Genomic DNA, 12986 nt, shown 5'->3' with positions numbered 1-12986 from the left:
GGTGCGTAGGGTGGATCGATGACGCGTGATCCACCCTACTGACTAAGCCCCCTCGTGAATCACCGCTCCTCGCTATCCAGTAGCAGGTTCTCGATTGTTTCGCGGTATTCCCCCGGGTGCTCCCAAAGCCCGCGCTGCTGCGCTTCCACCAGCCGCTCGGCGATGTCGCGCAGGGCTTCGGGGTTGTGCTGGCGGATGAACTCACGGGTGTCCGCGTCCAGCAGGTAGGCGTCGGCCAGCAGTTTGTACTGATGGTCGTCGATCAGCTCGCTGGTCGCGTCGAAGGCGAAGAGGTAATCCACCGTTGCCGCCAGTTCGAAGGCGCCCTTGTAGCCGTGGCGCTTCATGCCGGCGATCCACTTCGGGTTGGCGGCACGGGAGCGGACCACGCGAGCCAGTTCTTCCTTCAGCGAGCGGATACGTGGCAGGTCCGGCTGGCTGTGGTCGCCGTGGTAGCTGGCCACTTTCTCGCCACGCAGGGTTTCCGCGGCCGCGAGCATGCCACCCTGGAACTGGTAGTAATCGTTGGAGTCGAGTATGTCGTGCTCGCGGTTGTCCTGGTTCTGCAGCACGGCTTGCAGCCGCTGCAGCCGCTGGGCGAAGCGCTCCCGCGCCGGGGTGCCGGCATCCTGGGCGCCGTAGGCGTAGCCGCCCCAGTTGAGGTAGACCTCAGCCAGCTCGGCGCGGTCCTGCCACTGGCGTTCCTCGATGGCGCCCTGAACCCCTGCGCCATAGGCGCCGGGTTGGGCACCGAACACGCGCCAACCGGCTTGTAGGCGCGCATCTTCGGCGGGCAGGCCCTCCTCGGTGAGGCGTTCGCTTTCCGCTTTCACTCGCGCCGCCAACGGGTTCATATCCTCTGGCTCATCCAGTTCGGCCACGGCCTGCACGGCCGCGTCGAACAGGCGGATGAGGTTGGCGAAGGCATCGCGGAAGAAGCCCGACACGCGCAAGGTCACGTCCACCCGAGGGCGGTCGAGCAGGGATAGCGGCAGGATCTCGAAGTCTTCCACCCGCTGGCTGCCGGCCTGCCACACCGGGCGTACGCCCATCAGCGCCAGTGCCTGGGCGATGTCATCGCCGCCGGTGCGCATAGTGGCGGTGCCCCAGACGGAAATGCCGAGCTGGCGCAGGTGGTCGCCGTGATCCTGCAGGTGGCGTTCCAGCAGCAGGTTGGCGGACTGGAAGCCCAGTCGCCAGGCCGTGGGGGTTGGCAGGTTGCGCACATCGACGGTGAAGAAATTGCGTCCGGTGGGCAGCACGTCAAGACGTCCCCGACTGGGGGCTCCACTGGGGCCGGGCGGGACGAAGCGACCTTCCAGCGCCGCCAGGACGCCGCCGATCTCGGCATCGCCACAGGCGTCCAGGGTAGGGGCAATGACGGCGCGCAGGTTGTGGATAACCGCATCGCTTGCCGGGCCGATAGAACCGAAGTCAGTGGTTTGGATCAGGCCCAGGGCCAGCAGCTCCAGGCGTTCGCGTGTGTCGCCATTGCTGCGCCAGGGCTCATTGCTGACTGCGTCCAGCCATGCCGGGCGGGGGCCTTCCCAGGGTTCGGCCCAATTGAGGTCGAGCGGGTCGCGGCCCAGTTGCAGGTCGCTGGCCAGGGCGCGCAGCAGGCTGGCGTTGGCGCCCTTGCCGTCGCCACGGGGGATGCGCACCAGGGACAGCAGCGTGTCGTCGCGCAAGCGTCCTGCGGGAGATTCGCCAAACACGTGGAGGCCGTCGCGGATCTGCGATTCCTTGAGGTCGCAGAGGTAGGCGTCCAGCTGCGGCAGCCAGCTCTCCGGGTCGTCGCTGATGACCAGGCTCAGTTCGCGATCCAGCGCCGTCGCCTTCACCAGTTCGAGGATTTCTCCGCGCAGTTGCACGGCGCGGCGCGGGTCGAGCAAGGAGGCGTCGTAGTACTCGTCGGCCAGTCGCTCGAGGTCGCGCAGCGGGCCGTAATTCTCGGCGCGGGTCAGCGGTGGCATCAGGTGATCGATGATCACCGCTTGGGCGCGGCGCTTGGCCTGCGCGCCTTCGCCGGGGTCGTTGACGATGAACGGGTAGAGGTTCGGCAGCGGCCCCATCACCGCGTCAGGCCAGCATTCGGCGGACAGGCCGACGCCCTTGCCCGGCAGCCATTCCAGGTTGCCGTGCTTGCCAACGTGGATCAGCGCATCGGCGGCGAACGCCTCGCGCAACCAGAAGTAGAAGGCGAGGTAGCCGTGGGGCGGCACCAGGTCGGCATCGTGGTAGATGGCCGCTGGGTCGAGCTGGTAGCCGCGCGCCGGTTGGATGCCGACGAAAACGAGGCCGAAGCGCAGACCGGCCACCATCATGCGACCGCTACGGAACATCGGGTCCTGCTGCGGCTCCCCCCAGCGCTCGATGACGGCGCGCTGATTGGCCTCTGGCAGGCGGGCGAAGCCGGCGAGGTAGTCGGAAAGGGCCAGGCTCTGGGCGCAGGGGCGCGCATCGAGGCTGTCCAGGTCGTTGCTGACACCGCCGAGCAGGCTGTGGATAAGCGCGGTGCCACTCTCCGGCAGGCCGGCCAATGGATAGCCTTCGGCTTCCAGGGCGCGGAGGATGTTCAGCGCGGCGGCCGGGGTGTCCAGGCCCACGCCGTTGCCGATACGGCCGTCGCGGGTGGGGTAGTTGGCGAGGATCAGCGCCACGCGCTTGTCAGCATTGGCCTTGCGCGCCAGCGCGCACCAGCGTCGTCCCAGCTCGGCGACGAAGTCCATGCGCTCCCGCTGCGGCAGGTAGCAGACCACGTCGCTCTGGCTACGCTCGCTGCGCCAGGCCAGGCCCTTGAAGCTGATGGGGCGGGTGATGATGCGGCCGTCCAGCTCCGGCAGCGCGATGTGCATGGCCAGGTCGCGCGGGCCGAGGCCTTGCGGGTTGTCGCGCCAGAGCGGTTCGTTGTCCAGCGAACAGATGGCTTGCAGCACCGGGATGTCGCGGCGGAACGGGCGCAGGCTGGGGGCGTCCGGATTCGACTGGGCGAAGCCGGTGGTGTTGATGATCAGCCCGGCCCCCGCGGCGTCCAGCCAGTTTTCCACAGCCGCCAGGCACTCCGCTTCCTTGAGGCTGGCGACGGCGATGGGCAGGGGGTTCAGCCCCTGGGCGGCGAGGCGCTCGCAGAAGGCGTCGATAAAGGCCGTGTTCGCGGCCTGCAAATGAGTGCGATAGAAGAGCAGGGCGGCGACCGGCCGATCGGAGCGCCAGTCGGCCTGCCAGTCTTCCAGCCGCGCCGGGCGTAAGCGCGGGTGGTAGAGGGCGACACGGGGCAGGGCCTGAGGTTCGTTCCAGGGGTAATCACGGTCGAACCAGCGGTTGGCGAGGCAGTTGAACAACTGCCGGGCGTTGTCCAGGCCGCCCTGGCGCAAGTACTGCCAGAGGCGCTCGGCGTCTTCCCCGGGAACGGTGCAGAGGCCGCTCAGCTCCGGGTCGGGACGGTCGTCGCCCGGCACCAGGATCAGCTTCGCACCCCGCTCGGCCAGGGCCACCAGTTGCTCGATGCCGTAGCGCCAGTAACCCACGCCGCCATGAACAGAGATCAGGATGACCTTGGCATGCTGCAGCACCTCGTCGACGTAGAGGTCCACCGAGGCGTGGTTCTGCAACTGCATGGGGTTGGCCAGGCGCAGGCTCGGGTAGTCGTCGGGCAACTCGCGGGCGGCTTCGGCCAATAGCGCCAGGTGCGAGTCGCCGCTGCAGAGGATCACCAGTTCGGCGGGCGTCTGGGCCAGGTGGGCGATGCCGTCGTCCGGGACGAAGCCACCGGGTTGGGTGCGCAGGAGGTGCATTTACTCCTCTCCCCCTTCTACCGGAGGGAGAGGGGGCAGTCCGCCGTTCATGCCAGCGCTGTCCGCAATTCATTGGCAATCGCTGCCTGATCCAGCTCCTGCCCGATCACCACCAGGCGAGTGCTGCGGGTTTCGTCGGTCAGCCACTTGCGGTCGAAGTGTTTGTCGAAACGCTTGCCGACGCCCTGGATCAGCAGGCGCATGGGTTTGCCGGGGATGGCGGCGAAGCCCTTGATGCGCAGGATGTCGTGGCGCTCCACCAGTTGGCCGAGGGCTTTGATCAGGGCGGCTTCTTCCACTTCCGGCAGATCAACGTGGAAGGAGTCGAACTCGTCGTGGTCGTGGTCTTCATGACCTTCGTGGTCATGGTGGGTGGGGCGGCTGTCGATGTGCAGTTCCGACTCGGCGTTCAGGCCCAGCAGCACGCTGAGTGGCAGCTTGCCGGCGCGGGCTTCGACGATCTTCACCGCAGGTGGCAGTTCCTCGGCCACCTCGGCGCGCACGGCGGCCAGGGCTTTGGCGTCAAGCAGGTCAGCCTTGTTGAGGATCACCAGGTCGGCGCTGGCCAACTGGTCTTCGAACAATTCATGCAGGGGCGACTCGTGGTCGAGGTTCGGGTCCTGCTTGCGCTGCTCGTCCACCTGCTCGGGGTGGGCGGCGAAGGTGCCGGCGGCCACGGCCGGGCTGTCGACCACGGTGATGACGGCGTCGACAGTGCAGGCGTTGCGGATTTCCGGCCACTGGAAGGCTTGCACCAGCGGCTTGGGCAGGGCGAGGCCGGAGGTTTCGATGAGGATCTGGTCAAGGTCGCCACGTCGCGCTACCAATTCGCGCATGACCGGGAAGAACTCTTCCTGCACGGTGCAGCACAGGCAGCCGTTGGCCAGCTCGAAGACGCGGCCAACGGCCTCTTCTTCGGTGCAGCCGATAGAGCACTGCTTGAGGATCTCGCCGTCGATGCCCAGCTCGCCGAACTCGTTGACGATCACCGCGATACGGCGGCCTTCAGCGTTGTCCAGCATGTGGCGCAGGAGGGTGGTCTTACCGGCGCCGAGGAAGCCGGTAACGATGGTGACGGGGAGTTTGGCCAGGGTTTTCATGCGCGCCTCTGCGTGGTCGGTCGGCGGGCATGACGAACGCAGCGGGGCTCGCCCCGCGCAACAGATTCGCCACCGGATCACCCCGCCCGGTTGTCTGGAATGTCGTCGAGGCAGGTCTCCTGGCTTACAGCCTGGCGCGGTGCGCCGTCTCTCCGCCTTCCCGCCTTGGGGCAGTGGCTGTGGATAAAGACATCAGCTGTTCACAGTTGCGGGGGCAGCCGTGGCCTTGACCACGTTCCCTCTTAGCTCCGGCGTACAACCGGAGAACCTCGAAAGGGCGAAGGCTACGCAGGGCTCGAAGGACGGTCAATCACGGCAGTTGACGCTTGGTCGGACTCGTGATGTCCTAGCACGGTTTTTTCAGGTGCCTTGCGTCGCCGTACGCGAGGTGAAACGGGAAGTCGGTGCGTCCATTTTCGGACTAGTCCGACGCTGCCCCCGCAACGGTAAGCGATCGTAGGGTTAAGTACGCCACTGTGCCGACACGGCATGGGAAGGCATGCCCGTCCAGCCACAGGCTGGCGTCGTGAGCCCGGAGACCGGCCTGATCAGCTTTTTGGCAACCCGCGGTGGGCGGGCGCAAGCCGGAAATCTGGGCGCACCTGCGCCCGCTTCCCTCGCGCGCGTTCCTCTGCCGGTATCGTTAGCAACGCAGAGGGAATCTCCATGTCCAGCCGCACCCTGTCTCATTCCGCCGCTTCCTCCTCGACCCTGGCCCAACGCCTACTGCTGGCCATCGGCGCCAGCCTGATCGGCCTGTCCCTGGTGTACTTCGCCGGTTTCTCGCACATCGAGGCTGTGCACAACGCCGCTCACGACACTCGCCACAGTGCCGCCTTCCCCTGCCATTGAGTGATTCCCGGATGATCAAGCGCATCGCCCAGACTGCCGGTTTCGCTGGTCTGATCGCAGCCCTGGTGCTGACTCTGTTGCAGAGCCTGTGGGTAACCCCGCTGATTCTCCAGGCGGAAACCTATGAAAGCGCCGAGCCTGTCGCTCAGGTGGAGCACGACCATGAGCATGGCGGCGCCGCCGTCGCGCATACCCATGAACACAGCGACGAAGCCTGGGCTCCGGAAGATGGTTGGCAGCGCACCCTCTCAACTGGTGGCAGCAACCTCGTAGTGGCCGTGGGTTTCGCCCTGCTCCTCACCGGACTATTCAGCCTGCGCGGCCCGACCCGTGCCTGGCAGGGCCTGCTCTGGGGCCTGGGTGGTTTCGCCACGTTCGCCCTGGCACCGTCCCTTGGCTTACCGCCGGAACTGCCGGGCACCGCCGCCGCTGATCTGGCCCATCGTCAGACCTGGTGGGTCGGCACCGCCGCTTCCACTGCCGTGGGCCTGGCGCTCATTGCTTTCGGCCGCCATTGGGCTCTGCGCGTGCTGGGTGTCGTACTGCTGGTGATCCCCCATGTAGTGGGGGCGCCGCAGCCCGAAACCCACTCCAGCCTGGCACCGGAAGCGCTGGAGCATGAGTTCATCGTTGCTTCCTTGATCACCAATGCGGCGTTCTGGGCCGTGCTGGGCTGGGCTGCGGCCTGGCTGTACCAGCGTCACGCTTTGCCGTCTGCTTGAAGCTGGTCGCTGGGCTGGGCTGCCGACGCGGCTGCCCGACGGACGAATTGCAAGGCCTGCTGATGCAGTGCCTTGCCGAAGCCGGCGCTTCACTCGATGATCTGGCCGCGTTGGCCAGCAGTGAGGCGAAGGCCGCGGAGCCGGGGCTGATCGCCCTGTCCGAGCGGTTGCGGCTGCCGTTGTATTTCCTGCCTGTGGATATCCTTGCTGCGGAGGACCTGCGCCTGAGTCAGCCGTCCGAGCGTGTCCGGGAGGTCATCGGCAGTGCGGGCGTGGCGGAAGCCGCCGCCCTGGTCCAGATCGAAGCCCTGTTCGGCGGTCGCGCCGCCCTGCTCATCGACAAACGTCGCAGCGCCGGTGCTACTTGCGCCCTGGCCTGCATCCAGCACGAGGCTTGAGGCCATGACGGTCTATTTCATCGGCGCCGGCCCCGGCGATCCAGAACTCATTACTGTGAAGGGTCAGCGCCTGATCCGTGCCTGTCCGGTGATTCTCTACGCCGGTTCGCTGGTGCCCGAGGCCGTGCTGGCCGGGCACTGCGCGGAGTTGGTGGTAAACACCGCCGAGCTGCATCTGGATGAGATCGTCACGCTGTTGGCCGACGCCCATGCGAGGGGCCAGGACGTGGCGCGGGTACATTCGGGTGATCCATCGCTCTACGGCGCCATCGGCGAGCAGATTCGCCACCTGCGCGAACGGGACATCCCCTTCGAAGTGGTGCCGGGGGTAACGGCTACCGCCGCCTGCGCCGCGCTGCTGGGTTGCGAGCTGACCCTGCCGGACGTTTCCCAGACCCTGATCCTCACCCGTTACGCCAGCAAGACGCGCATGCCTGAAGGGGAAGAACTGGGCGATCTGGCCCGTCACCGCGCGACCATGGCCATTCACCTGGGCGTGAGTCAGCTGGCGAAAATAATCGGAGAACTGCTGCCGCACTACGGCGTCGACTGCCCCATCGCCGTGATCCATCGCGCCAGCTGGCCGGACCAGGAGCAGGTCACCGGCACTCTGGGGGACATCCTGCCCAAGGTGGCGGCACGGGATTTCCGCCGCACTGCGCTGATCCTGGTGGGCGAGGTACTGGCCGCCGATGGCTTTGCCGATTCTTCCCTTTATCGGGCCGATCACGCTCACCTCTATCGGCCCGGCAAAGCGTAGCCGCCACGCGGCTAGTGACGTACGCCGGTGAAACCCGCAGAATGCGGCTCTTATGCGGCGGGCAATTAGCCCGCACACTCTCTCTAACCGGCTTTAAGCGACCTTTTTCTCTATGCGAATGCGCTTGATGCTGTTGGGTGGCGGCAATTCACTCGGACAGGCGCTGATTCGCCAGGGTGCCGAGGAAGACATCGGTTTTCTCGCTCCGCGTCCGCCCGAACAGGGCTGGGACGCCGCCAGCCTGACCCAGCTGCTCGATGACACCCGGCCTGACGCCGTGGTCAACCTTGCCTACTACTTCGACTGGTTTCAGGCCGATGAAGTCAGTGGCGTCCGCCTGGCAGCCCAGGAGCGGGGCGTGGAACGTCTGGCCGAACTCTGCCAGCACCACAGCATCGTCCTGCTGCAGCCTTCCAGCTACCGGGTATTCGACGGCTCCCGCGCCACGGCCTACAGCGAGAAGGATGAAACCGTCCCGCTCAGCGAGCGCGGTCAGGCCATCTGGCGTATGGAACAGAGTGTCCGCGCCGTCTGCCCCAAGCACGTGTTGCTGCGTTTCGGCTGGTTGCTGGACGACAGCCGCGAGGGTTCCCTGGGGCGTTTCCTCAGTCGTGCGGAGCGGGCCGAAGAAATTTGCCTGGCCGACGATCGCCGCGGTAACCCCACCCCGGTCGACGATGCTGCGCGGGTGTTGCTGGCCGTGATCAAGCAGCTGGACTGCGCCGCGCCGCTCTGGGGCACCTATCACTACGGTGGCCACGAAGCGACCACGCCCCTGGCGCTGGGCCAGGCCCTGCTCAGTGAGGCCCGCAACCTGCATCCCCTGACGGTGCAGGACATCACGCCCCAGGCCCACGCCGCCCGCCCCGATGCGGCGGACGAGCCGCAGAACGCAGTGCTGGCCTGCAAGAAAATCCTCCATACCTTCGGCATCAAGCCGCGCGCCTGGCGTGCTGCCCTGCCGACCCTGCTGGACCGCTACTACCGCCATGGCTGATTCCCCCATCCTCATCACCGGCGGCGCCGGATTCATCGGCTCGCACCTGGCCGATGCGCTGCTCGCCAAGGGCCATGCCGTGCGCGTGCTGGACAACCTATCCACCGGCAAGCGTGGCAATCTGGCGCTGGATAACCCGAAGCTGGAGCTGATCGAGGGCGATGTGGCCGACTCGGCCCTGTTGACTCGCGCCATGGCTGGCTGCAAGGCAGTGGCACACCTGGCAGCGGTGGCATCGGTGCAGGCCTCGGTGGACGATCCGGTGGCGACCCACCAGAGCAATTTCATCGGCACCCTGAATGTCTGCGAGGCCATGCGCGAGCACGGCGTCAAGCGGGTGGTCTTCGCGTCCAGCGCTGCGGTCTATGGCCAGAACGGTGAAGGCACTGCGATTGATGAGGACACGCCCAAGGCGCCGTTGACACCCTACGCGGTGGACAAGTTGGCCAGCGAGCAGTACCTGGATTTCTATCGCCGCCAGCATGGGCTGGAACCGGCGGTGTTCCGCTTCTTCAATATCTTCGGTCCGCGCCAGGACCCATCCTCGCCCTATTCCGGGGTGATCAGCATCTTCACCGAGCGCGCTCTGGCCGGGCTGCCGATCACCGTGTTCGGCGATGGAGAGCAGACCCGCGACTTTGTCTATGTCGGCGATCTGGTACAGGTGCTGGTGCAGGCCCTGGAAGCGGAGTGGCTTGAAGTCGGGCCGGTAAACGTCGGTCTCAATCAGGCCACCAGTCTCAAGCAACTGCTGGCCGCTATCGGCGACGTACTGGGTACCCTGCCGCCGGTGACCCACGCCGAATCGCGCGCCGGGGATATCCGTCATTCGCGGGCCAACACTGCCCGCCTGCTGTTGCGCTATGACTTCCCGCAACCCACCCCGCTCAAGCTGGGCATAGCGCGGCTGTTGGGGCGCTGATCCCACCTGGCGTTGCAGTGTCCCTGTACTTCCCCAACACATGAAAAGGCGCCCGAAGGCGCCTTTTTGCTGGGTGGTGCCAGAGGAGTGGCTTAGAACTTGTAGCCGACACCCACCATGTAGACCCACGGGTCGACGTCCACGTCGACTTTGACCTTGCCCACACCGGCCAGGTCGGTTGTGGCCTGGGTGTCGATATCGATGTACCAGACGGCGGCGTTCAGCAGGATGTTGTCAGTCAGCATGTAGTCCATGCCGACTTGGGCAGCCAGGCCCCAGGAGTCGTCCAGGTCCAGGTTGCTGAAGCCCTGGCTCTTGCGTTGGCCGGTCAGGCTCTCATCGAAGAACAGGGTGTAGTTGAGGCCGGCGCCGACATAGGGCTGGAAGGCGGAGTTCGGGTCCATCGGGTAGTACTGGAGGCTAAGGGTCGGCGGCAGCTGCTTGATGTCGGCCAGCTTGCCATCCAGGGCGCCAAGGCCCTTCACACCTACTTCGTGCTGGAACGGGGTGGCGGCAAGCAGTTCCAGGCCGACATGGTCGGTGAGCATGTAGGTGCCGGTCAGGCCCAGTTGAGTGTCGCTGTCCAGGGTGGCTTTGGTGCCACCGACCTTGCCCCCGGCGATCGACAGGGCGGAGCTGTCTTCGTTCGGGTCCACGGTGGCGGCGCCGGCGCGAATGATCACATCGCCGGCCTTGTGGGCCTGGGCCAGGGGCGACGCGATGGCGAGGGCGAGCAGGGAGGCGGTGAGAAGATGCTTGCGCATGGAAGGCTCCAGTTGGTTCTAAGTGTGTTTGGCTGGAGCCAGTTTCAGTAATTAGCAAGCTTCGTATCTTGATCCAGAGCAATGTCACCGAGGGTCGATACGAAAAGGCCCGGTTTGACCGGGCCTTCATGCGTTGGAGGTCAGTTGCTGGGGGATTCGTACGGGTAGATCTTGCTCGCATCCATCTGGTAGCCGGCTTCGGCCAGCTCGCTGCTGCTGGCCTTCACTTGCAACGGGCCTTCGATCCAGAAGGGCTGGTAAAGCGCGTCCATCAGCACACCGAGTTCGCTCGTCACATGGACGATCTGGTTCGACGGCGGCGGCGGCACATGGATGCAGGCGCCAAAGTAAGGCACCAGGAGAAACTCGGTGACGCGGCCTTCCTCGGTCACATCCAGCGGCACGATGTAACCCGGCAGCTTCACGTCCTGACCGTCCAGCTCCTTGACCACGGGTGCCGCGGGCGACTGCTGGCTGGCGGCAGGGCCGGCCTCGGCGCTGAGGGCATCGGACAGTTGCGAGAGATCGTGGATGGGCGCTGGCGGCGCGGGCGGTGGAGCGCCTTCGGGGATCATCTCGGCCCAGGTGAGCTCGCGCGCCTCGCCGGCCCAGAGCGGGGAAGAAAGGGTCAGCAACAGGGCCAGCAGGATGCGCGTCATGGAACTCTCACAGGCGAATGGACAGACCGTCGGCCAGCGACTGCCGATAGGCACGCCACGCTGGCACCACGCCCATCAACAGGGCGGCGGCCAGAATAGCGCCGAGCAGCCTCCACTCATAGGGGCTTGGCAGCGCGAGCGGGAGGTAGAGGCCGTAGTTGGCCTGTACGTAGCCCTGGCTGAAGCCGATACCGATATAGAGCAGCCCCACGCCCAGAACCGCGCCGGCCACGGCCAGGGCAAAGGCTTCCAGCACCAGCAGGCTGCCAACATGCCAGGGCCGCGCACCCACCGAGCGCAGGATGGCCATTTCACGGCGGCGTTCGTTGAGGCTGGTGAGGATGGCGGTGAGCATGCCGATCAGGCCGGTTAGCACGACGAATAGCGAGACGACGAAGAGCGCCTTCTCCGCTGTACCCATCAGGCTCCAGAGCTCTTGCAGGGCCACGCCGGGCAGGATCGCCAGGAGCGGTTCGCCACGGTATTCGTTGATCTGCCGTTGCAGGGCGAAGGTGGCGATCTTGCTGTTCAGGCCAAGCATGAAGGCGGTGATGGCCTTGGGCTGCAGGTCCATGGCTCGCGCCTGATCGGCGTTGACCTTGCCGGCGCCGCGCGCGGGTACGCCGTTCTGCCAGTCGACATGCAACGCTTCCATGCCCGCCAGGGAGATGTGCAGGGTGCGATCAACCGGAGTGCCGGTGCGGGCGAGGATGCCAACTACAGTGAAGGGCTTGTCGTCATGTTGCACCAGACTGACGGTGCTGACGCCATGGGCGAGTACCAGCTTGTCTCCCAGTTTGTAGTGCAGGGCGTCGGCCACCTCGGCACCCAGGACCACCTCGAACATATCGGCGAAGGGCTTGCCCTCGGCCAACTGAAGCGGCCGGCCACGTCCATAGTGGTAATGCTCGAAGTAGGCGGCGCTGGTACCCATCACCCGGTAGCCACGGTGGGAGTCGCCGAGGGAGATGGGGATGGCCCACTTCACCCGTTTGTCCTGACTGATGGCTTCGAAACTGTCCCAGCGGATGTTGTTGGTGGCGTTGCCGATGCGGAACACGGAATAGAGCAGTAGGTTCACCGAGCCGGAGCGGGCGCCGACGATCAGGTCGGTGCCGCTGATGGTGCTGGCGAAGCTGGCGCGGGCTTCGGTGCGCACGCGCTCCACGGCCAGCAGCAGGCAGACCGAGAGGGCGATGGCGAAAACCGTCAGCAGCGCCGTGAAACGGCGGTTGGAGAGACTGGCCAGGGCCAGGCGCAGCAGATACATCTCAGTTCTCCTCGATGCGCGCGGCGTGGTTCAGGTCCGCCAGCGACAGGCTGCGATCGAACAGCGGCGCCAGGCTCTGGTCATGGCTGACGAACAACAGGCTGGCGCCTGCTTCGGTGCATTCGGCGAACAGCAGCTTGAGAAAAGCTTCGCGGGCGTCCGCGTCCAGGGCCGAGGTGGGTTCGTCGGCGATCACCAGCTCCGGTTGGCCGATCAGGGCACGGGCGGCGGCGACGCGTTGTTGCTGGCCGATGGAGAGGGCGTCGGCGCGGCGTTGCAGCAACGCTTCCTTCAGGCCGAGGTGGCGCAGCAGGATGGCTGCGGCGGCATCGACGCTGCCGTGGCGCTGACGGGCACGCTCGGCGCGCAGGCGCGAAAAGCGGCAGGGCAGTTCGACGTTCTCCCGCACGGATAGGAAGGGCAACAGGTTGAACTGCTGAAAGATGTAGCCCGTGTGGTCCACGCGAAAGTGGTCGCGGGCACTCGCGGATAGCTTCGCCAGATCCTGGCCGAGCAAGCGGATGCTGCCGCGACCGGGCTTCTGTACGCCGCCGAGCAGGCCGAGCAAGGTGGTCTTGCCGCTGCCGCTGGGGCCCTTGAGGAAGAGGCTTTCACCCCGTTGCAGGCGGAACTCGGGAATGTCCAGCAGTTCCGGGTGGCCGGGCCAGGCAAAGCCCAGCCCCTGGAGTTCGATCAGTGTCTGGCTCATGGGAAAACGACCGGGTTGCCCCGGCCGGTTCAGGAGAAG

12 protein-coding genes and 2 riboswitches are annotated in these 12986 nt (G+C 66.0%); of the genes, 6 read left to right on the top strand and 6 right to left on the bottom strand.

Going from position 1 to position 12986, the window contains the following annotated elements:
• Nucleotides 1–59: 59 nt before the first annotated feature.
• Both cobN and cobW read right to left on the bottom strand, forming a co-directional pair.
• Complete coding sequence (cobN, locus tag E8F20_RS05445; protein ID WP_280282802.1) at nucleotides 60–3794, bottom strand: cobaltochelatase subunit CobN; 3735 nt, start codon at nucleotides 3792–3794, stop codon at nucleotides 60–62.
• A gap of 47 nt (nucleotides 3795–3841) precedes the next feature.
• Complete coding sequence (gene cobW / locus E8F20_RS05440; protein ID WP_280282801.1) at nucleotides 3842–4894, bottom strand: cobalamin biosynthesis protein CobW; 1053 nt, start codon at nucleotides 4892–4894, stop codon at nucleotides 3842–3844.
• 91 nt (nucleotides 4895–4985) lie between these two features.
• Nucleotides 4986–5181: riboswitch (cobalamin riboswitch) on the bottom strand.
• 58 nt (nucleotides 5182–5239) lie between these two features.
• A riboswitch (cobalamin riboswitch) is annotated at nucleotides 5240–5457 on the top strand.
• A 97-nt stretch (nucleotides 5458–5554) separates the two neighbouring features.
• Between cobW and E8F20_RS05435 the strand changes: the two genes are divergently transcribed.
• The 6 genes from E8F20_RS05435 to E8F20_RS05410 all read left to right on the top strand — a co-directional run bounded on the left by E8F20_RS05435 (nucleotide 5555) and on the right by E8F20_RS05410 (nucleotide 9545).
• Nucleotides 5555–5746, top strand: a complete 192-nt coding sequence (locus E8F20_RS05435) for a CbtB domain-containing protein (RefSeq protein WP_028629224.1) — start codon at nucleotides 5555–5557, stop codon at nucleotides 5744–5746.
• Nucleotides 5747–5757: 11 nt separating this feature from the next.
• Nucleotides 5758–6468, top strand: a complete 711-nt coding sequence (locus E8F20_RS05430; protein ID WP_280282799.1) for a CbtA family protein — start codon at nucleotides 5758–5760, stop codon at nucleotides 6466–6468.
• Nucleotides 6465–6866 carry a cobalamin biosynthesis protein gene (locus E8F20_RS05425; RefSeq protein WP_280282798.1) on the top strand — a complete coding sequence of 134 codons (402 nt, stop codon included), beginning with the start codon at nucleotides 6465–6467 and terminating at the stop codon, nucleotides 6864–6866. Before E8F20_RS05430 ends, E8F20_RS05425 begins: the two co-directional genes overlap by 4 nt.
• Nucleotides 6867–6870: 4 nt before the next feature.
• Nucleotides 6871–7626: a precorrin-4 C(11)-methyltransferase gene (gene cobM, locus E8F20_RS05420; RefSeq protein WP_280282797.1), complete on the top strand. Its 756-nt coding sequence runs from the start codon at nucleotides 6871–6873 to the stop codon at nucleotides 7624–7626.
• Between the two features lie 112 nt (nucleotides 7627–7738).
• Nucleotides 7739–8623 carry a sugar nucleotide-binding protein gene (locus tag E8F20_RS05415; RefSeq protein WP_280282796.1) on the top strand — a complete coding sequence of 295 codons (885 nt, stop codon included), beginning with the start codon at nucleotides 7739–7741 and terminating at the stop codon, nucleotides 8621–8623.
• Nucleotides 8616–9545 (top strand): NAD-dependent epimerase/dehydratase family protein, encoded by a 930-nt coding sequence (locus E8F20_RS05410; protein ID WP_280282795.1) that lies wholly within the window; start codon nucleotides 8616–8618, stop codon nucleotides 9543–9545. Before E8F20_RS05415 ends, E8F20_RS05410 begins: the two co-directional genes overlap by 8 nt.
• Nucleotides 9546–9637: 92 nt before the next feature.
• Here the strand turns inward: E8F20_RS05410 and E8F20_RS05405 are convergent, their stop codons facing one another.
• The 4 genes from E8F20_RS05405 to E8F20_RS05390 all read right to left on the bottom strand — a co-directional run bounded on the left by E8F20_RS05405 (nucleotide 9638) and on the right by E8F20_RS05390 (nucleotide 12947).
• Nucleotides 9638–10309, bottom strand: a complete 672-nt coding sequence (locus E8F20_RS05405) for an OmpW family outer membrane protein (RefSeq protein ID WP_280282794.1) — start codon at nucleotides 10307–10309, stop codon at nucleotides 9638–9640.
• Between the two features lie 140 nt (nucleotides 10310–10449).
• On the bottom strand, nucleotides 10450–10968 hold the full coding sequence (locus E8F20_RS05400; RefSeq protein ID WP_028629217.1) for a DUF3299 domain-containing protein: 519 nt from the start codon (nucleotides 10966–10968) through the stop codon (nucleotides 10450–10452).
• 7 nt (nucleotides 10969–10975) lie between these two features.
• The gene (locus E8F20_RS05395; RefSeq protein WP_280282793.1) at nucleotides 10976–12238 is read right to left on the bottom strand and encodes an ABC transporter permease; all 1263 of its coding nucleotides are present in this window, start codon (nucleotides 12236–12238) and stop codon (nucleotides 10976–10978) included.
• A 1-nt stretch (nucleotide 12239) separates the two neighbouring features.
• Complete coding sequence (locus E8F20_RS05390) at nucleotides 12240–12947, bottom strand: ABC transporter ATP-binding protein (protein ID WP_280282792.1); 708 nt, start codon at nucleotides 12945–12947, stop codon at nucleotides 12240–12242.
• Nucleotides 12948–12986 lie beyond the last annotated feature (39 nt).

It is taken from the genome of Pseudomonas sp. BN415 (assembly GCF_029871195.1).
GTDB classification, from domain to species: domain Bacteria; phylum Pseudomonadota; class Gammaproteobacteria; order Pseudomonadales; family Pseudomonadaceae; genus Metapseudomonas; species Metapseudomonas resinovorans.
Note: the sequence above shows the minus strand (reverse complement) of the source record. Positions and strands in the feature narration are given on the sequence as shown.